The sequence below is a fragment of the Bradyrhizobium sp. SZCCHNR1002 genome (genome assembly GCF_032381435.1).
GTDB classification, from domain to species: Bacteria; Pseudomonadota; Alphaproteobacteria; order Rhizobiales; family Xanthobacteraceae; genus Bradyrhizobium; species Bradyrhizobium aeschynomenes.
The window spans coordinates 449,855-468,882 of sequence record NZ_JAUHIS010000005.1; the positions used below are offsets into that span (position 1 = coordinate 449,855).

At 66.1% G+C, this 19,028-nt stretch carries 15 protein-coding genes; 11 read left to right on the forward strand and 4 right to left on the reverse strand.

Going from position 1 to position 19,028, the window contains the following annotated elements; translation table 11 throughout:
- Positions 1-47 precede the first annotated feature (47 nt).
- Entirely contained in the window at positions 48-2,141 is a 2,094-nt protein-coding gene (locus QX108_RS24640; protein ID WP_315783466.1) for a HAMP domain-containing methyl-accepting chemotaxis protein, read from the reverse strand.
- A 186-nt stretch (positions 2,142-2,327) separates the two neighbouring features.
- On the opposite strand from QX108_RS24640, the gene QX108_RS24645 reads away from it, so the two are divergent.
- Positions 2,328-2,483, forward strand: coding sequence for a Thivi_2564 family membrane protein (locus tag QX108_RS24645; protein ID WP_172110058.1), 156 nt, complete (start codon positions 2,328-2,330; stop codon positions 2,481-2,483).
- A 65-nt stretch (positions 2,484-2,548) separates the two neighbouring features.
- On the opposite strand, the gene QX108_RS24650 is transcribed toward QX108_RS24645, so the two are convergent.
- Positions 2,549-4,711 (reverse strand): malate synthase G, encoded by a 2,163-nt coding sequence (locus QX108_RS24650; RefSeq protein ID WP_315783469.1) that lies wholly within the window; start codon positions 4,709-4,711, stop codon positions 2,549-2,551.
- Positions 4,712-6,066: 1,355 nt separating this feature from the next.
- Between QX108_RS24650 and QX108_RS24655 the strand changes: the two genes are divergently transcribed.
- Positions 6,067-7,098 (forward strand): cytochrome-c peroxidase, encoded by a 1,032-nt coding sequence (locus QX108_RS24655; RefSeq protein WP_315783471.1) that lies wholly within the window; start codon positions 6,067-6,069, stop codon positions 7,096-7,098.
- 206 nt (positions 7,099-7,304) lie between these two features.
- Here the strand turns inward: QX108_RS24655 and cysC are convergent, their stop codons facing one another.
- Positions 7,305-9,221, reverse strand: a complete 1,917-nt coding sequence (gene cysC, locus QX108_RS24660) for an adenylyl-sulfate kinase (RefSeq protein ID WP_315783473.1) — start codon at positions 9,219-9,221, stop codon at positions 7,305-7,307.
- Between the two features lie 17 nt (positions 9,222-9,238).
- The gene (cysD, locus tag QX108_RS24665) at positions 9,239-10,033 is read right to left on the reverse strand and encodes a sulfate adenylyltransferase subunit CysD (RefSeq protein WP_172110560.1); all 795 of its coding nucleotides are present in this window, start codon (positions 10,031-10,033) and stop codon (positions 9,239-9,241) included.
- 234 nt (positions 10,034-10,267) lie between these two features.
- On the opposite strand from cysD, the gene cysG reads away from it, so the two are divergent.
- From cysG to QX108_RS24710, 9 genes are all read left to right on the forward strand, one after another.
- Positions 10,268-11,698 carry a siroheme synthase CysG gene (gene cysG, locus QX108_RS24670; protein ID WP_315783475.1) on the forward strand — a complete coding sequence of 477 codons (1,431 nt, stop codon included), beginning with the start codon at positions 10,268-10,270 and terminating at the stop codon, positions 11,696-11,698.
- On the forward strand, positions 11,699-12,013 hold the full coding sequence (locus QX108_RS24675; protein ID WP_011924226.1) for a DUF2849 domain-containing protein: 315 nt from the start codon (positions 11,699-11,701) through the stop codon (positions 12,011-12,013).
- A 10-nt stretch (positions 12,014-12,023) separates the two neighbouring features.
- Complete coding sequence (locus QX108_RS24680) at positions 12,024-13,679, forward strand: nitrite/sulfite reductase (protein WP_315783476.1); 1,656 nt, start codon at positions 12,024-12,026, stop codon at positions 13,677-13,679.
- Entirely contained in the window at positions 13,666-14,184 is a 519-nt protein-coding gene (locus tag QX108_RS24685; RefSeq protein ID WP_315783478.1) for a DUF934 domain-containing protein, read from the forward strand. The genes QX108_RS24680 and QX108_RS24685 overlap by 14 nt, the downstream gene beginning before the upstream one ends.
- Positions 14,181-14,906: a phosphoadenylyl-sulfate reductase gene (locus tag QX108_RS24690; RefSeq protein ID WP_315783480.1), complete on the forward strand. Its 726-nt coding sequence runs from the start codon at positions 14,181-14,183 to the stop codon at positions 14,904-14,906. The genes QX108_RS24685 and QX108_RS24690 overlap by 4 nt, the downstream gene beginning before the upstream one ends.
- A gap of 201 nt (positions 14,907-15,107) precedes the next feature.
- Positions 15,108-16,097, forward strand: a complete 990-nt coding sequence (locus tag QX108_RS24695; RefSeq protein ID WP_315724433.1) for a sulfate ABC transporter substrate-binding protein — start codon at positions 15,108-15,110, stop codon at positions 16,095-16,097.
- Between the two features lie 45 nt (positions 16,098-16,142).
- The gene (gene cysT / locus QX108_RS24700; RefSeq protein WP_172110048.1) at positions 16,143-16,976 is read left to right on the forward strand and encodes a sulfate ABC transporter permease subunit CysT; all 834 of its coding nucleotides are present in this window, start codon (positions 16,143-16,145) and stop codon (positions 16,974-16,976) included.
- Between the two features lie 9 nt (positions 16,977-16,985).
- A complete protein-coding gene (gene cysW, locus QX108_RS24705) occupies positions 16,986-17,888 on the forward strand; it encodes a sulfate ABC transporter permease subunit CysW (RefSeq protein WP_315724435.1) in 903 nt (300 codons plus the stop codon).
- On the forward strand, positions 17,878-18,915 hold the full coding sequence (locus QX108_RS24710; protein ID WP_315783483.1) for a sulfate ABC transporter ATP-binding protein: 1,038 nt from the start codon (positions 17,878-17,880) through the stop codon (positions 18,913-18,915). The genes cysW and QX108_RS24710 overlap by 11 nt, the downstream gene beginning before the upstream one ends.
- Positions 18,916-19,028 lie beyond the last annotated feature (113 nt).

Genomic DNA, 19,028 nt, shown 5'->3' on the forward strand with positions numbered 1-19,028 from the left:
GTGTGCTAGTTGGTAACAAGTTAAATCCGAGTGATCTCCACAAGTCGTCAGGCCGCCCGAATCTTGCCCAGGAAGTCCGTGACCTGATGGCCGAGGCTCCTGCTCTGGTGCTCCAGCGTCTCCGACGCATGCCGCACGTTCTCCGCCGCAGCCGCTGCCGCGTCGGCATCCGACTTCACGCCGGTGATGTTGTCGGAGACGTTCTTGGTGCCGTCGGCCGCGAACTGGGTGCTGCGTGAAATCTCCTGGGTCGCCGCGCCCTGCTCCTGCACAGCCGCGGCGATCGCGGTGGCCACCTCATTGACCTCGCCGATGATGCCGCCGATGCGCTGGATGGCGTCGATCGCGTCGTTGGCGACGCGCTGAATGTCGGAGATCTGCTCGGAGATTTCGTCAGTGGCCTTGGCGGTCTGGCTCGCCAGTGTCTTGACCTCGGAGGCCACCACCGCAAAGCCCTTGCCGGCCTCGCCGGCGCGCGCCGCCTCGATGGTCGCGTTCAGCGCCAGCAGGTTGGTCTGCGAGGCGATGCTGTTGATCAGTCCGACCACCTCGCCGATGCGGTTCGCCGACTGCGACAGGCCCTGCACCGTGCCATCGGTCATGCGCGCCTGCTCCACGGCCCGGCTGGCGATCCCCGCGGCATGGGAGGCCTGCTTGCTGATATCGGCGATCGAGGCGTTGAGCTCCTCCGCGGCGGAGGCCACCGTCTGCACGCTCATCGAGGCGTCGTTCGAGGCTTTCTCGGCGACCTCGGCGCGGGTATTGGTCTGCCGCGACACGTTGGTCAGGCTGGCCGATGTCGCCTGCATGTCGGTGGAGGCCTGGCCCAGCTGGTCCAGCGATTTGCGCACCAGTCCCTCGAACTCGGCGACATAGGCTTCGATCGCGCGCTGGCGCGTCGCGGTTGCGGCGTTGCGCTCGCGCTCCTGGGCTTCGATCGCGAGCTTGTCCTGCGCCTGCTGCTTGAATGTCTCGAGCGCATTGGCCAGCGCGCCGATCTCGTCCTGCCGATGGGTGTAGCCGGTGTCGACGCTGAGGTCGCCACCTGCGACCGCGAGCATGGCGTCGCGCATCCGGTGCAGCGGACGGATGACGCGCCCGGTGACGGCAGCCATGGCCGCGCCGCTCAGGACCAGGGCGGTGAGCAGCAGCACCAGCTGAAGGATCAGCGACTCCGTCGCTGCGCTCTGCTGCGCGCTGGAATGCTCCTTGGCGGCGTCGAGCGCCGCTTCGGCCAGGGCGACGGCGCTTGTCATCTTGTTCACCGAAAACGGACTCCACTGATAGGCGGTCAGCTCCGGCTTCTCGCCCTTCTGCAGCGCGGCCAGCAGGCGCTCGCGCAGGCCGGCATAGTCCGGTGTGAAATAGGCCTTCTCCGTGGTCGACATGGCGGCAGAGAGCGCGGGGGACATCTCCATGCCGGCGGCGGCGAGCTGGACGGCCTTCCATCCGGTCTCGATGCCGCCGACCAGCTTGTTGTAGGCCAGCACCGCGTCCGGGGAGACCTTGCCTGTGGTCAGTCCGTTGCTGACGACCAGCGACGCTTCACCGGCCGTGTTGCGCATCAGCCAGGCCATCTGCTTGATCATCAGCAACTGGTCGACGGTCGCGCTCTGGTGGTTGACGCTGGCGGCGACATTGACCGAAATCTTGTCGAGCAGCGCCAGCAGTGCGTCGAACGTCTCGCCATATTCCTTCGCCAAGCCAGCCCGGCGGGCGGCCTTCGGCTTGACGATCTCGGTCCAGAATTCGGCATGCTCGGCCGTGATGGTCTTGTTGAGCCGGTCGAGATCGGCGATCAGGGCCTGCGCTTGCGCAAAATCGATGCTCTTCAACAGATCCAGGCTGCGGTTCAGCGCCGGCACGTAGATGTCGCGGGCCGAGCGCAGGAACTTCTCGGTGTCGGCATCCATCGCCTGGTCCGCGTTGAGCACCCTGATCGTCGTCGAACGGTCGCTGCGCATGCTGTTCATCGCCTTGAACACGACGCCCGACACCTCCGCCACCCGCGCGATCCGCTGGGCGGATTGCAGCCTGCTCCAGGAGGTCCAGGCGTTGAGCGAAAAGAGGGTGATGACGGCAAGGGCGGCCGTGACGATCACCGTCTTCAGCAGTGAGGAGATGGTCAGGCGGTTCAGCATGGCGGTCTCTTGAATCCTTGAAAGCTCAGGGATTTTGCGGGCCAACGGTAAAGATTCGGCCGTCGCTTCGACTCGGTAGAACTACGGGACCAGTGCCTCTCATGCCCAAGTTCCGGGCACGGAACCAACGCTCGACAGGCGGGTTAGGTCGGCAACCGCAGTCCATGCCTTGCAGAGGGGTCGTTCATGCTCATCAGTGCTCTCGTCACGTTCCTCGTCGTCATCCTGATCCTGTATCTGATCAACCTGCTGCCGCTGGACGGCCGGGCCAAGCAGATCTGCCGCGTGATCGTGATCGTGCTGGGCGTGATCTCGCTGCTGCGCTACATCGCGGTGATATGAACTAGCATCATGTTACCTCCTGCAGATCAAAAAAAGCCCTGGCCGATCGCCAGGGCTTTGCAGTGTCAGGCCTGAGCCTTCGCCTCGCGCCGCCGCGCGGTGAGGATGTACTCGGTGTAGCCGTTCGGCTGGGTCCGGCCCTCGAACACCAGGTCGCAGGCCGCCTTGAACGCGACGCCATCGAACGAGGGCGCCATCGGCTGGTACAGCGGGTCGCCGGCGTTCTGCTTGTCGACGACGACGGCCATGCGCTTGAGCGAATCCATCACCTGGTCCTTGCTGACCACGCCGTGGTGCAGCCAGTTGGCGAGATGCTGGCTGGAGATGCGCAACGTCGCACGGTCCTCCATCAGGCCGACGTCGTGGATATCAGGCACCTTGGAGCAGCCGACGCCCTGGTCGATCCAGCGCACGACATAGCCGAGAATGCCCTGGCAGTTGTTGTCGATCTCCTGGCGGACGTCATCCGGCGCCCAGTTGGAGTTCGACACCGGGATGGTGAGGATGTCGCCGAGCTTGGCGCGCGGGCCGCCCTTGGTGAGCTCGTCCTGACGGGCGTGCACGTTGACCTGGTGATAGTGCAAAGCGTGCAGCGTGGCCGCGGTCGGCGACGGCACCCAGGCGGTGGTGGCGCCGGCCGAGGGGTGACCGATCTTCTGCGCCAGCATGTCGGCCATCTTGTCCGGCGCCGCCCACATGCCCTTGCCGATCTGGGCATGGCCGGGCAGGCCGTCGATCAGGCCCATGTCGACGTTCCAGTCTTCGTACGCCTTGATCCAGGGCTGCGCCTTCATCTCGTTCTTGCGGATCATCGGACCCGCTTCCATCGAGGTGTGGATCTCGTCGCCGGTGCGGTCGAGGAAGCCGGTGTTGATGAAGACGATGCGCTTGGACGCCTGCTGAATGCAGGCCTTCAGGTTCACCGTGGTGCGGCGCTCCTCGTCCATGATGCCGACCTTCATGGTGTTTTCCGGCAGGCCGAGCAGCTTCTCGACGCGCGCGAACAGCTCCACCGTCAGGGCGACCTCGTCCGGGCCGTGCATCTTCGGCTTGACGATGTAGATCGAGCCGGTGCGGCTGTTCTTGACCTTGGAGTTGCCCTTGAGGTCGTGGATCGCGAGCAGGCCGGTCACGGCGGCATCGAGAATGCCTTCCGGAATCTCTTCGCCGTCAGCGCCGAGCACGGCGTCGGTGAACATGTGGTGTCCGCAGTTGCGGATCAGCAGCAGGCTGCGGCCATGCAGGGTCAGCGTGCCGCCCGATGGCGTGGTGTAGCTGCGGTCGCTGTTCAGCGCGCGCGTGAGCGTCTTGCCGCCCTTCTCGAAATCGGCGGACAGCGTGCCGTTCATCAGGCCGAGCGTGTTGCGATAGACCAGCACCTTGTCCTCGGCGTCGACGGCGGCGACCGAGTCCTCCATGTCGAGGATGGTCGAGACCGCGGCTTCGAGGATCATGTCGGACACGCCGGCCGGATCGTCCTTGCCGATCACGTGGCTGCGGTCGATCACGACCTCGATGTGCAGGCCGTTATTGGCGAGCAGGATCACCGACGGCGCCTCGGCCGAACCCTGATAGCCGGCGAATTGTGCGGCGTCCTTGAGCGCTGTGGCGTTGCCGCTCTTGAGCTTGGCCGAGAGCTGGCCGGCGATGACGCTGTAGGCGGTGACGTCGGTGTGGCTGCCGGTGGCGAGCGGCACGGCCGCGTCGAGGAACGCCTTGGCCTTGGCGATCACCTTGTCGCCCCTGGCCTTGTTGTAGCCCTTTCCACCCTCGCTCGGATCATGCGGGATGGCATCGGTGCCGTAGAAGGCGTCGTACAGCGAGCCCCAGCGCGCATTGGCGGCGTTGAGCGCGTAGCGGGCATTGGTCAGCGGCACCACCAGCTGCGGGCCGCAGATCTTGCCGATCTCCTCGTCGACATTGGCGGTCTCGACCTTGTGGGTCGCCGGCTCCGGCAGCAGATAGCCGATCTCCTTCAGGAACGCCGTGTAGGCGCCGAGGTCGAAAGCCTTGCCCTTGTTGGCGAGGTGCCAGGCGTCGATCTTGTCCTGCAGCGTGTCACGGAACGCGAGCAACTCGCGGTTCTTCGGGCCGAGATCGCGCAGGATCGCGGCGACGCCGGCCCAGAACGCGTCCGGATCGATTCCCGTCTTGGGCGCGGCCTCCTTGGCGATGAAGTCGAACAAGACGGGGGCGATCTTCAGTCCATGGGCATCGATACGGGTCATGATGAGACGTTTCTCTCGAATAGGGGCGACGTTGCGCGTGATCTGGTCAGGCTGAAATGGCCGCCTCCGGGGCAGCTTGTGCAGTGCATTTAGCGCCAAAGCGAGGGCCAAGGAAGGGGGGAGGGGTATCGCAGTTGGTCGGGGGTTCGGGGGCCTCGCGAGCTTGGGCGCTCCCGGAACAACCCCAGGCCGCCGCATTCGATCCTGTCGCCACCGCCTCCGCTGTCATCACCCGCGAAAGGTCCATCGCTTTGCTGTGGCTGTCGCCATCTCCACCACTGTCATCACCCGCGAAAGCGGGTGATCCAGTACGCCGCGGCCTCTCATGGAGCCTCTGGCGTCTCTGGAATACTGGATCGCCCGGCGAGCCGGGCGATGACGGCTGTGGGTGGGGCAGTAGCGTCGATCTCATTGTCCTCGCAGGTCCACCGCTTCGCTGTAGCTGTCGCCATCTCGATCGCTGTCATCACCCGCGAAAGCGGCTGATCCAGTACGCCGTGGTCTCTCGTGGAGCCTCTGGCGTCTCTGGAATACTGGATCGCCCGGTCGAGCCGGGCGATGACAGCTGTGGGTGGGGAGGCAACGCCCAACCCAGCGAGATCATCGCTCGTGGAGGTCATGGCTCATGCGACTTCGTTCTCGCGCCGCGCGTTCGCGTCCGAGCTTTGCTCTTGCTCGCCCCTCGATCACGAGAGGCGCAGGGAAGGCCGGGTGCGGGCTGCACCCATGGCCCGCCTGCAGAAAAAATGCAGGCGGCAGAAACCACAGGCTCAGCCGAACACTCCGGCCTTCCCTGCGCGATGGATTTACGGTTGCTCCGTGGTCTCCCCGGTGCCCGGGCTTGTGGTCACCGTTGCCCGCGCGACGCGTTGGCGTCAGCGCCGGCGTGGCATCAGCATCGGGATGCCAGAACCCCACGACTTGGCCGTGCGCCTTGAGGACTGTCCGCCAGCATGATCGCTCACGCCGCAGCCCAAGACGCCCACCGCATCCCGCACCCGACGTCCGTGACGGTCGCGAACTGTCCCTCGTGTGGGACGGGATGCACGGATAAGAGCATGGTTTCTGGAAAAAAGAAATAGAAAAATCTTTGCGCCCGGGACTGGACAGGCCAAATCAGGTTGGGGACGTTGATGAATTCGGATTTGCGGATGAATCTCGATGCATGCGCCTGGCCGTCGCCACCTACCAGATGACAAGCTACTCGTAGAAAGAACTGAAGCGCGAGCATGGGCTCGTGCGTGCGTCTCGCAAGGACTTTGTCCGCGCCGATTCATTGCCCCTGCACAGTCCCACTTCGGACGTAAAGGCTGTCGATAACGACTTGCATCTAGCGTGTCGGGGGGAGACGGGTGATGTCGTTCACTGGGCTGCGGTCGGTCGTCCTGTGTCTGGGCCTGCTCACGCTGCCCGCGCTTGCGGCGGACAAGTCGGTGACGCCATATCTCCGCCCGGCCGAGACGAAGCCGGCGCCGACGCTGATGCAGCTGCTCGTCGCTGCGTTGAAGCCGAAGTCCGTGCATGCGGCCGAGCCTGCTCACAAGCCCAGGGTTCGACCCGCTGCCGCCGCGGCGAAGAAGCCGAAGACTCCGCCCGCCACCGCAGCGACCGAGCCGCCGCCGGCGCAGTCCACCACGGCTGGTGCGACGGAGCCGCCGGCGCAGTCCACGACGGTTGGCGCGGCGGTGACGCCGCCCGGGCCGCTGTCCGAGACCGAGCTCGCCGCCAAGGGGCTGGAGCTGTTCAACGATACGAGCCTGTCGGGCGGCAACAAGGCGTCCTGCGCCACCTGCCACTTCTCGACCGGACACACCAACAACAAGACCTATGTCGGCCTCGATGTCGTTGCCGACGGTGACCCGAATGGCCGCAACACGCCGACCTTGTGGGGCGTCGGCGAGCGCGCGGTGTTCGGCTGGGCGGGGCAGGCGGCGACGCTCGAAGACAGCATCCGCGGCATCATCGTCAACCGCATGAAGGGGGCGGAGCCGTCGCAGCAGACCTTGGCGGCGCTGGTCGCCTATGTGCGCACCTTGAACTATCCGGCCAACTGGCAGGTCAAGGAGGACGGCACGCCGCGGCCCGATGCGAGCGCGGCCGTGAAGCGCGGCTATGATCTCTATATCGGCGATGGCGGCTGCGGCACCTGTCATCAGTTGCCGAGCTTCGACAAGAAGAGCAAGGACGACATCGGCACCGGCGGCAAGTTCAAGGTGCCGACCTTGCATGCGGTCGCATCGACCGCGCCGTACTTCCACGATGGCCGCACCGCATCGCTGCGCGATGCCGTCAAGCTCATGTGGGACGTCTATGCCAAGAAGATGGACTCGCGGCTGCCGACCGAGGACGAGGTCGACGATCTCACGGCGTATGTCGGGGCGCTGTAGCGCGGGTCTGAGCAGTCACCACATCGAGCTCTGACGTCCTGCCCGTCATTCCGGGGCGATCGGCAATGCGCAGCCGCGAAGCGGTTGTGCGTTGACGATCGAACCCGGAATCTCGAGGTTGTTCGGAAAGAATGCAATAACGTCGAGATTCCGGGTTCAAGGCCTGCGGCCTTGCCCCGGAATGACGTGGTGTGGGAACCAAGACGTCAGATGTTCGCGCCGAGGTCGGCGATGTCGTCGAACAGCACGCCCGTTTTCGACAGCAGCGATTCGAGCTCGTCGGTGGCGTCGGCGATGCCGCGCGTCGCGGTGTCGATGACGAGCTCCGCATCCAGCGGCGGCTCGTAGTCGGTGCCGATGCCGGTGAAGTTCTGCAAGTTTCCGGCGCGGGCCTTGGCGTAGTGTCCCTTGGGGTCGCGGCTCTCGCAGATCTCGGCGGCGGTGGCGACATAGACCTCGCGGAACAGGTCGCCGGCCACGCGGCGCGCGGCGGCGCGATCCTCGCGCGCGGGCGACACCGCGGCGACGATCGCGATATGGCCGTTGCGGGCGAGATGCGTCGCGACCTCGGCGAGGCGGCGGATGTTCTCGGCGCGGTCCTCCGGCGTGAAGCCGAGATCCCTGTTGAGGCCGGCGCGCACGGTGTCGCCGTCGAGCAGCACCGGCGCGCCGCCGCGGCTGAACAGCCGCCGCTCCAATGCGCGCGCGAGCGTGGACTTGCCGGCGCCGGGCAGGCCGGTCATCCAGACCACCGCGCCCTTGTGACGATAGCGGTCGGCGCGCTCCTGCGGCTGCAGCGCCGATTCCACCGGCATGATGTCGACCGGCGCGGCGCGCTTGCCCGCTGCGATCGACAGCACCAGCCCGCCGCCGGCGATGCGGCCCTGCACCTCGATGACCAGGCGGCCGGTGCGCGCATTCTCGGTGTAGGGGTCGACGGCGACCGGCTGGGTCAGCGCGATCTCGATCTCGCCGACATGGTTGCGCGCGATCGACGCGTTCTCCTCGTTCGACAGCGAGCCGGGATCGACCGCCTTCTCGATCGCGACCACGCTGCCGCGGGCCTCGCGAGTGCCGAGCCGCACCAGGATGTTGTCCCCCCTGGCGAGCGGCTGGTCGTGCAGCCAGAAGATGCGGGCATGCAGCCGGCGCGCGGCCTGCGGCTCGCAGCCGACATGGGCGATGACGTCGCCGCGCTCGATGAACAGCTCGCGGTCGAGCGTGATGCCGACCGAGCGTCCGGCGCCTTGCGGCGTCGTGACCGGCGTCTGCGGCCAGCCCTCGACGGTCTTGATCTTCGCGATCTTGCCGGCCGGCATGATCACGATCTCATCGCCGGCGCGCAATTCGCCCGCCTCGACGCGGCCGGCGACGATGCGGCGGTCGTCGAACTTGTAGATCGCCTGCACCGGCAGGCGCAGCGGCAGGCTCGACAGCGGCTTGGCCGGCTCCAGGCCGTCGAGCGCTTCGACAACGGTCGGACCGCCATACCAGCCGATCCGCGAGGTCAGCTCGGCGACGCCGTCGCCGTCGCGCGCGGAGATCGGGATGACGGCGACCGGCTTGACGCCGAGGCCTTCGAGATGTGCCGAGATCTCGGCCTTGATCGCGTCGAACCGATCCTCGCTGAAGTCGACGCGGTCCATCTTGTTGACGACGACGGCGACCTGCTTCACGCCGAGCAGATGCAGCAGATAGCCGTGGCGGCGGGTCTGGTCGCGCACGCCTTCGAGCGCGTCGATGATCAGCACCGCGCCGTCGGCCTGCGCGGCGCCGGTGATCATGTTGCGCAGAAACTCGGCATGGCCGGGCGCGTCGATCAGCACGACCTCGCGCGCATTGGTGCGGAAGCGGATCTGGGTGGTGTCGATGGTGATGCCCTGGTCACGCTCGGTCTGCAGCGCGTCGAGCAGGAACGACCATTCGAACGGCATGCCGCGGCGCGCCGACACCGCCTGCAGCATCTCCAGCTTGCCCTCGGGCAGGCTGCCGGTCTCATGCAGCAGGCGGCCGACCAGGGTCGACTTGCCGTGATCGACATGGCCGACGATGACGATGCGAACCTGCGGACGGGTGGTGCCGTTCGGCGTGGCGGGAGCGGCGGCCGGGACTCTCATGTTCATGATCCTCGGGCTCCGCTTTAGAGATAGCCGGCGACGCGCAGACGCTCGAAGGCGTCCTCGGTCTCATGGTCGAGCGCGCGTCCCGCGCGCTCCGGGACCTTGGTGCTTTCCAGCTCGGCGAGAATTTCCGCGATGTTCGAGGCGTTCGATGCGACGGGGAAGGTGATGTCCTGGTCGCCGAGCGAGCGATAGCGCTTGCCGTTCTTCGACAGATACAGCGGGATGATCGGGATGTTCTCGCGCGCGGTGTAGGCCCAGATGTCGGCCTCGGTCCAATGCAGGATCGGATGGATGCGCAAATGCGCGCCCTGCGGCGGCGAGGCGTTGAAGTGGTCCCAGAACTCCGGCGGCTGGTCGCGGACGTCCCAGTTGCCCTCGGCGCCGCGCGGCGAGAACACGCGCTCCTTGGCGCGCGTCGCCTCCTCGTCGCGGCGAATGCCGGCGATCAGGCCGTCGAAGCCGTGCTTGGCGAGCGCCATCTTCAGGCCCTCGGTCTTCCGTGCAGCCGAGCGCGCAGCGGGGGGCAGCGTCGGATCGACCGCATCGATCGGCGGGCACGGCTCGATCTTCAGGTCGAGGCCCCATTCCTTGGCGTAGGTGTCGCGGAAGGCGTACATCTCCGGAAACTTCTTGGCCGTATCGACATGCATCGCCGGGAACGGTACGCGGCCGAAGAACGCCTTGCGCGCCAGCCAGATCATCACGTTGGAATCTTTTCCGAGCGACCACAGCAGCGCGAGCTTCTTCAACCGTGCAAAGGCCTCGCGGAGAATGTAAATGCTCTGCGCCTCCAGCTGATCGAGATGGTCCATCGTGGGCGCGGCGCTGAGGACGCGCGGCATGGAAGATGCTTGCTCGATCTCGGATGAGGGCAACCGGTCTCTGGAAACGTCGTTGGTGAGAATGTGCATGCTGTCAGCCATCGCCTGCTTGGGAGAAAATTCTATGGCGAAGCCAAGGAATAATTTTCTCTTTACGTCCGCGGCGTGACACTTATATAGAAAATAATTCCAGTCAACCCCGAAGTGTCGAAGCCGAAGAGCGCAATGCAATATCTGCCGGTGTTTCTCGATCTCAAGACCGGCCCCGTGCTGCTGATCGGCGCGGGCGAGCTCGTGCGTGCCAAGCTGCGAGTGTTGCTGTCCGCGGGTGCCCGCATCCGCTGGTTTGCGACCGATGGCGACTTCGATCTCGGCGGCTTGCGCGATGATCACGGCCAGATCGAGCGTGCTGACGGCGATCCGCTGAGTGCCGATCTCGTTGGCGTCATCGCGGTGCTGTGCGCGGGCGCCGGCGACATCGGCGTGGCAATGTCGGCGCGGGCGCGCAGCATGGGTCTTCCCGTCAACGTGATGGACGACCTCGCGCATTCCAGCTTCATCTTCCCGGCGATCGTCGATCGCGGTGACGTCGTGGTGGCGATCGGCACCGGCGGCTCGTCGCCGGTGGTGGCGCGCCGCGTGCGCGAGCGCATCGAGGCGCTGCTGCCGGCGCGGATCGGCGAGCTCGCGAGCTTCATCGGCGATTTCCGCAAGACCATCAATCCGCGTATCGTGGAGATGCCGCTGCGCCGCCGGTTCTGGGAGCGCATCGTCGACGGCCCGATCGGCGCACTGGTGCTGGCGGGGCGCAAGCACGAGGCCGAGGCCGCGCTGCATGGCATCGCCGATCCCACCGCGTTCGCGGGCGCCGATCATGCCGGCCGCAGCAAGGGGCATGTGACCCTGGTCGGCGCCGGTCCCGGCGATCCCGATCTCCTGACCATCAAGGCGCTGCGCGCACTGCAGGACGCCGACGTCGTGTACTACGACGAGCTGGTGACTCCCGAAATTCTCGACCGCATCCGCCGCGACGCCTCGCGCGTGCCGGTCGGCCGCCGTGTCGGCAAGCCCGGCATCGGCCAGGACGCGGTCAACAAGCTGCTGATCGACGCCGCGCGCGAAGGCAAGCGCGCGGTGCGCCTGAAGGGCGGCGACGCTTTCGTGTTCGGCCGCGGCGGCGAAGAAGTGGACGCGCTGCGCAAGGCCGGCGTGTCCTACAGCATCGTGCCGGGCATCACCGCCGGCATCGGCGCCGCCGCGCAGTTCGAGGTGCCCTTGACCTTCCGCAGCAAGGCGCTGCGCATCACCTTCCTCACCGCGCACAAGGAGCGCGACGCCGAGGCGGTCGACTGGTCGGTGCTGACCGACACCAAGATGACCGTCGTCGTCTACATGGGCATGACCGCGGCGCCTGCGGTGCGCTCCGGCCTGCTCGCGGCGGGCCGCTCGCCGCAGACGCCGGTCGGCGTGTTCGCGCGGGTGACGCGCCCCGATGCGCAAGCCGCGGTCGGCACGCTCGATCAATTGCCGGATCTCGTCGCCAAGATCGATGGCGGCCCGGCCATCCTCATCATCGGTGACGTCGTGGCGCATTCGGCGCCGTGGCGTCAGCAGAACCTCAGTGGCGTGATTGCACAACTCCTGGAACCCGTCTGAATGACCTCCCCGCTGCAACAGAAGATCAAGATCACCGGTCCCTCGATCGTCACCGCGAACCGCACGTGGGACGGCGCCGTCATCTACCGCACCGGCAGCAAGAGCTGGTCCGATGAGCTGACCGACGCGGCGATCGTGCGCACCGCCGACGAGGCGCGCGCGCTGCTGACGGAAGCGGTGGCCGATGATCTCAACGCCATCGGCCCCTATATCGCGCCGGTCGAGGTCGCAGCCGACGGCGCAGTCAAGCCCGGCAACATGCGCGAACACATCCGGCTGACGGGCGCCACCATCGCGCTCCCGGCTCAAGCCTGAAGGCCTTCTCATGTATGCTTATGACGAAATCGACCGCACCTTGGTCAATGAGCGCGTCGCCGAATTCCGCGACCAGGTGAAGCGCCGCCTCTCGGGCGAACTGTCCGAGGACGAGTTCAAGATGCTGCGGCTGCAGAACGGCGTGTATCTCCAGCTGCACGCCTACATGTACCGCATCGCCATTCCCTACGGCACCCTGGCGTCGAACCAGCTGCGCCGGCTGGCGCATGTCGCGCGCCGCTACGATCGCGGCTATGGCCATTTCACGACCCGTCAGAACATCCAGTTCAATTGGATCAAGCTCGCCGAGCTGCCGGATGCGATGGCCGATCTCGCCGAGGTCGGCATCCAGTCGATGCAGACCTCCGGCAACAACATGCGCAACGTCACCTCGGACCAGTGGGCCGGCGTCGCGCCGGGCGAGGTCGAGGATCCCCGCATCTGGGCCGAGCTGCTGCGCCAGTTCACGACGCTTCATCCGGAATTCTCGTTCCTGCCGCGCAAGTTCAAGATCGCGATCACGGCCTCCGAGCACGATCGCGCCGCGATCAAGATCCACGACATCGGCCTGCGGCTTCTCAAGAACGAGCAGGGCGAGACCGGCTTCGAGGTGCTGGTCGGCGGCGGCCTCGGCCGCTCGCCGTTCATTGCCAAGACCATCAAGCCGTTCGTGCATGGCCACGACATTCTCAGCTATGTCGAGGCGATCCTGCGCGTCTACAATCAGTACGGCCGCCGCGACAACATCTACAAGGCCCGCATCAAGATCCTGGTGCACGAGCTCGGCATCGAGACATTCGCCGCCGAGGTCGAGGAGGAATGGCAGCAGATCCGCGACGGCGTGCTCAAGCTCGACCAGGGCATCATCGAGGACATCCGCTCGCGCTTCTTCTATCCGGCGTACGAGACGCTGCCGGCCATGCCGGACGAGCTCAGGCAGGCCGCAGCCGATCCGACCTTCGAGGCCTGGCGCAAGAACTCGGTGTTCGCCCACAAGACGCAGGGCTATGCGATCGTGGTGGTGTCGCTGAAGCCCATCGGCAAGCCGCCGGGCGATGCGACCGCCGACCAGATGGATGCGCTCGCCGACATCGCCGACAAATATTCCTTCGGCGAGATCCGCGTCGGCCACGAGCAGAACCTGGCGCTGCCGCATGTCCGCAAGCGCGACCTGCCGGCGGTGTGGAAGGCGCTCGAGGCGATCGGGCTGGCGATCCCCAACGTCAACCTCGTCTCCGACATCATCGCCTGCCCGGGGCTCGACTATTGCTCGCTGGCGAATGCGCGCTCGATTCCGATCGCGCAGGAGATCACGCGGCGCTTCGCCAATCACGACACCGCGAACCTGATCGGCCGGCTGCACATCAACATCTCCGGCTGCATCAATGCCTGCGGCCATCATCATGTCGGCCACATCGGCATCCTCGGCGTCGAGAAGAACAACGAGGAATTCTACCAGATCACCATCGGCGGCCGTGCCGACGAGGGCGCCGAGCTCGGCAGCCTGATCGGCCCCGCGGTGCCCTATGCTGAAGTTGCCGATGTCGTCGAGGACATCGTCGAAGCCTATCTTGCGCTACGCGCGCGCCCCGAGGAGCTGTTCGTCGAAACGGTGAAGCGGCTCGGGGTCGAACCATTCAGGGAGCGGGTTTATGCCACTCGTTAAGGGCGGACACATCATCGCGGACGCGTTCGTCCGCCTCACCGAAGATGCCGAGCTGCCGGCGCAGGGCGCGATCCTCGTCTCCGAGACGCGGTTTCTGGCCGGCCCCGAGGAGCTTGCCGGCCGAGCCGGTGGCAAGCTCGGCGTGATCTGGCCGAACAATCGCGATGTCGACGATCTCGTGCCCTATCTCGACCGGCTCGCGCTGGTCGCGCTGGTGTTCCCGAGCTTCCGCGACGGCCGCGCCTACACCCAGGCGCGCCTGCTGCGCGAGCGCTACTTCTATCGCGGCGAGCTGCGCGCCACGGGCCAGGTGCTGCGCGATCAGTTCGTGTTCATGCTGCGCGCCGGCTTCGACGCGTTCGACGTCAAGAAGCAGGCGGACGCGGAAGCGTTCACCGAGACCGTGAAGCGCTATTCGGTGTTCTACCAGCCGGCCGGCGATGGCCGCATCTCGGCGCTGCATCAGCGGTTGCAGCTGCGTCATTCGGAGAGTGCAGGACTGTGAGCACTTTGGCTGCATCGTCGTCCCCCGGACTGGTGCCGGTCGCGTCGCTGGACGCCGCGCTACGCACGGCCTCGCCGCAAGAGGTCATCGCGGCTGCATTGCAGGCGATCGGCCGCGAGCGGCTTGCGGTCGTCTCCTCCTTCGGATCGGAATCGGCGGCGCTGCTGAAAGTGACCGCCGATGTCGATCCGGCGATCCCGGTGATCTTCCTCGACACCGGGCACATGTTCGCGGAGACGCTCGCTTACCGCGACCGGCTGATCGAGATCCTTGGCTTGCGCGACGTACGCTCGATCAAGCCCGACGCCGCGGCCCTGGCGCGCGAGGATGCCGACAACGAACTCTGGTTCTCCGATCCCGACGCCTGCTGCCGCATCCGCAAGGTCGAGCCCTTGGCGCGGGCGCTGGCGCCCTTCGCAGCCTGGATCAACGGCCGCAAGCGTTTCCAGGGCGGCTTGCGTGCAGCGATTCCCGTCGTCGAGCAGGATGGCGCGCGGGTGAAATTCAATCCGTTCGCCAATGTGACCCGCGACGACATCGCGGACATCTATCGCTCGGCGGACCTGCCGCAGCATCCGCTGGTGGCCGCGGGCTTCCGCTCGATCGGCTGCATGCCCTGCACGAGCCGGTCGGATCATGGCGAAGACGAACGCGCGGGCCGTTGGCGCGGCCGTGACAAGACCGAATGCGGCATCCACACGGTGGCAACCTCGGCGGTTTAGTTGAATCCCGGCCGGCTCTGAGGGCAGTCACGACGACATTGTGTCGCGGCAAGAACAGCTATGCCGAGGCTGGGCACATCGTAGCAAAATGCTGATGTCCAGCCGGAAACAAGAAAATCCGGTTTCGTTGACTCGGACGTGCAGATCCGGCGATCTGCAGGGCGCGCCTGCGATATCGCGGGCCTGGAATGGAGAGCTTCGATGATGCGGCGTGTTCTGGCGGTTGTCGCTGGTCTGGCCTGGGCGGGATCGGCCTATGCCGCCGACGTGAGCCTGCTCAACGTGTCCTACGATCCGACCCGTGAGCTGTATGTCGAGTTCAACAAGGCGTTTGCGGCGAGCTATCAGAAGGAGACCGGCAAGAGCGTCGAGATCAAGCAGTCGCATGGCGGCTCCGGTGCCCAGGCGCGCAGCGTGATGGACGGCCTGCAGGCCGACGTCGTGACCCTGGCGCTGGCCTATGACATCGACGCCATCGCGGGCAGGGGGCTGCTCGACAAGGATTGGCAGAAGCGTTTGCCGCAGAACGCCGCGCCCTACACCTCGACGATCGTGTTCCTGGTCCGCAAGGGCAACCCCAAGGGCATCAAGGACTGGGACGACCTGCTCAAGTCGGGGGTCGACGTCATCACCCCCAATCCGAAGACCTCCGGCGGCGCCCGCTGGAACTACTTGGCCGCCTGGGGCTACCAGCTGAAGAAGACCGGCTCGGCCGACAAGGCCAGGCAGTTCGTCGCCGACCTTTATAAGCACGTTCCCGTGCTCGACACCGGCGCCCGCGGTGCCACCGTCACCTTCGTCGAGCGCGGCGTCGGCGACGTGCTGCTGGCCTGGGAGAACGAAGCCTATCTGGCATTGAAAGAATTCGGTAAGGAAAAGTTCGAGATCATCTCGCCGTCATTGTCGATCCTGGCCGAACCGCCAGTTGCCGTCGTCGACCGGGTTGTGGCCAAGAAGGGCACGCAGGCGGCTGCCGAAGCTTATCTGAAGTACTGGTATACGAAGGAAGGCCAGGAAATCGCCGCACGCAACTTCTATCGTCCGCGCGATCCCGACGTGGCCAGGACCTACGCCGACGCATTCGCCAAGCTCGATCTGTTCACGATCGACGACGTGTTCGGCGGCTGGACCAAGGCGCAGAAGGATCATTTCGGCGAGGGCGGCATCTTCGATCAGATCTACAAGAACTGATGATGCGGTACGGGATAGGGACATCGGAATGAGCCAGGTGGCTTCTTGAGCGTACTTGCACCCCGACGCAGCACCTTGCCGGGCTTCGGTCTCACCATGGGACTGACGCTGACCTGGCTGTCCCTGATCGTGCTGATTCCCCTGGCCGGGCTGTTCGTCCGCTCGACCGACCTGAGCCTGGCGCAGTTCTGGGATATCGTCACCAGCCGGCGCACGTTGAGCGCGCTGAAGATCTCGTTCGGCCTCTCTTTCGCGGCTGCGTGCGTCAACCTCGTGATGGGCACGATCGTGGTCTGGGCGCTGGTGCGCTACCGCTTCCCGGGCCGACGGCTGTTCGACGCCATCGTCGACGTGCCGTTCGCGCTCCCGACGGCGGTCGCCGGTGTGGCGCTGACGGCGCTGTTCGCGCAAAAGGGCTGGCTCGGCGCGCCGCTGGCCGCGATGGGGATCAAGGTGGCGTTCACGCCGCTCGGCATCTTCATCGCGATGATCTTCATCGGCATCCCCTTCGTGGTCCGCACCGTGCAGCCGGTGCTGATCGATCTCGATCCGGAAATCGAGGAGGCGGCTGCCAGCCTCGGCGCCAGCCGCTGGCACATCGTCACCAAGGTGATCCTGCCGAGCCTGACGCCGGCGTTGCTCACCGGCTTTGCGCTCGCCTTCGCCCGCGCGGTCGGCGAGTACGGCTCGGTGATCTTCATCGCCGGCAATCTCCCGAACGTCTCCGAGATTGCTCCCCTGTTGATCGTGATCCGCCTGTCCGAGTTCCGCTATGCCGACGCCACGGCCATTGCAGTGGTGATGCTCGTGGTGGCATTCGTAATCATCTTCGCGGTGAATCGCCTGCAGCGCTGGGCCCAGTCCCAGGCGTCCACCTGAGGCCGCGACATGAGCATCGAGATGACCCTGCAACGGACGCCGGACGCTTCGGCGCGCAGCCTTGCCGAGAGCGCCGCCCGCCGCGATCCGCGCGCCGAGCCTGCCATCGTTCGCGTCGCCATCATCACCCTGGCGATCGCCTTTCTGTCCGTTTTCGTCGTGCTGCCGCTGGTGGTCGTGTTCGTGGAGGCGTTCGGCAGGGGCGTGGTGGCCTACCTGTCCGCGCTGGCCGACCCCGAGGCGTGGTCCGCCATCCGCCTCACGCTCGGTGTTGCGGCCGTCTCGGTCGGCACCAACCTGGTGTTCGGCCTTGCCGCCGCCTGGGCGATCACCAAGTTCGACTTTCCCGGCAAGACCTTCCTGATCACGTTGATCGACCTGCCGTTCTCGGTGAGCCCCGTCATCTCCGGCCTCGTCTTCGTGCTGCTGTTCGGCGCGCAGGGCTTTCTCGGGCCGTGGCTGCAGGATCACGATCTGCAGATTCTCTTCGCGTTTCCCGGCATTGCGCTCGCCACGATCTTCGTCACATTTCCATTCGTGGCTCGCGCCCTGATCCCGCTGATGCAGGAGCAGGGCACGCAGGAGGAGGAGGCGGCGATCTCGCTCGGCGCTTCGGGCCTGCAGACCTTCTTCCGCGTCACCTTGCCCAACATCAAATGGGGCGTGCTGTATGGCGTCCTGCTGTGCAACGCGCGGGCGATGGGCGAGTTCGGCGCGGTGTCGGTGGTGTCCGGCCACATCCGCGGCGAGACCAACACGATGCCGCTGCTGGTCGAGATCCTCTACAACGAGTACCAGATGGTGGCGTCGTTCGCGATCGCCTCGCTGCTCGCGATGCTGGCGCTGATCACGCTCATCGCCAAGACCATTCTCGAACGCAACATCGACGGGGACATGCCGCATGACGATTGAAGCGAGAGGCGTCGTCAAGAGCTTCGGCGCGTTCAAGGCGCTCGACGGCGTCGATCTCAAGGTCGCCAATGGCGAACTGCTGGCGCTGCTCGGCCCCTCAGGCTCCGGCAAGACCACGCTTCTGCGCATCATCGCCGGTTTGGAATGGCCCGACGCCGGCGAGATCCTGTTCGACGGCGAGAACGCGCTCGACCGTGGTGCGCGCGAGCGCCATGTCGGCTTCGTGTTCCAGCACTACGCGCTGTTCCGGCACATGAACGTGTTCGAGAACGTCGCCTTCGGCCTGCGCGTGCAGCCGCGTCGCATCCGCAAGACCGAGGCGCAGATCCGCGCACGCGTGAAGGAGCTGCTCGATCTCGTGCAGCTCGACTGGCTCGCCGACCGCTATCCGAGCCAGCTCTCCGGCGGCCAGCGCCAGCGTATCGCGCTGGCACGCGCGCTCGCCATCGAGCCGCGCATCCTGCTGCTCGACGAGCCGTTCGGCGCGCTCGACGCCAAGGTGCGCAAGGAGCTCAGGCAATGGCTGCGCACCCTGCATCACTCGATCAACGTCACGTCGATCTTCGTCACGCACGATCAGGAGGAGGCGCTGGAGGTCGCGCACCGCGTCGTGGTGATGGACAAGGGCCGCATCGAGCAGGTCGGCTCGCCCAGCGACGTCTATGACAGCCCGGCGACCGCCTTCGTCCATGGCTTCATCGGCGAGTCGATCATGCTGCCGGTGGAGATCACCGGCGGCGCCGTGCATCTCAACGGCCGGCCTCTGGACATCGCCGTGGAGGGCAGCGCCGCTGGCGCCTCGACGTTGTTCGTGCGCCGCCACGACATGCTGATCGGCCCGGCCGACAGCGGCACGCTGCATGGCGCCGTGACCCATGTGCGCAGCTTCGGTCCGGTGCAGCGCGCCGAGATCGCGCTCACGGAAGGCTCCACCATCGAGATCGACGCCCCGCGCGATCGCGAGCTGCGCATCGGCGATAGGGTCGGACTGAAGCCGCGGCATTACCGGATCTTCGCCGGCGGGTAGCGGCGGCTTGCTCGCTGCACTTCCCGTGCGGCTGCCCCTCACCCCAGCCCTCTCCCCGTGAAGGACGGGGAGAGGGAGCGCAGCGCTCGTGCGGCGACAGCTTGCCAAGTCGC

Bases quoted from the DNA above. Each gene is read 5' to 3' on its own strand.
- QX108_RS24640 (WP_315783466.1), bottom strand. From the start codon at position 2,141: ATGCTGAACCGCCTGACCATCTCCTCACTGCTGAAGACGGTGATCGTC.
- QX108_RS24645 (WP_172110058.1), top strand. From the start codon at position 2,328: ATGCTCATCAGTGCTCTCGTCACGTTCCTCGTCGTCATCCTGATCCTG.
- QX108_RS24650 (WP_315783469.1), bottom strand. From the start codon at position 4,711: ATGACCCGTATCGATGCCCATGGACTGAAGATCGCCCCCGTCTTGTTC.
- QX108_RS24655 (WP_315783471.1), top strand. From the start codon at position 6,067: ATGTCGTTCACTGGGCTGCGGTCGGTCGTCCTGTGTCTGGGCCTGCTC.
- cysC (WP_315783473.1), bottom strand. From the start codon at position 9,221: ATGAACATGAGAGTCCCGGCCGCCGCTCCCGCCACGCCGAACGGCACC.
- cysD (WP_172110560.1), bottom strand. From the start codon at position 10,033: ATGGACCATCTCGATCAGCTGGAGGCGCAGAGCATTTACATTCTCCGC.
- cysG (WP_315783475.1), top strand. From the start codon at position 10,268: ATGCAATATCTGCCGGTGTTTCTCGATCTCAAGACCGGCCCCGTGCTG.
- QX108_RS24675 (WP_011924226.1), top strand. From the start codon at position 11,699: ATGACCTCCCCGCTGCAACAGAAGATCAAGATCACCGGTCCCTCGATC.
- QX108_RS24680 (WP_315783476.1), top strand. From the start codon at position 12,024: ATGTATGCTTATGACGAAATCGACCGCACCTTGGTCAATGAGCGCGTC.
- QX108_RS24685 (WP_315783478.1), top strand. From the start codon at position 13,666: ATGCCACTCGTTAAGGGCGGACACATCATCGCGGACGCGTTCGTCCGC.
- QX108_RS24695 (WP_315724433.1), top strand. From the start codon at position 15,108: ATGATGCGGCGTGTTCTGGCGGTTGTCGCTGGTCTGGCCTGGGCGGGA.
- cysW (WP_315724435.1), top strand. From the start codon at position 16,986: ATGAGCATCGAGATGACCCTGCAACGGACGCCGGACGCTTCGGCGCGC.
- QX108_RS24710 (WP_315783483.1), top strand. From the start codon at position 17,878: ATGACGATTGAAGCGAGAGGCGTCGTCAAGAGCTTCGGCGCGTTCAAG.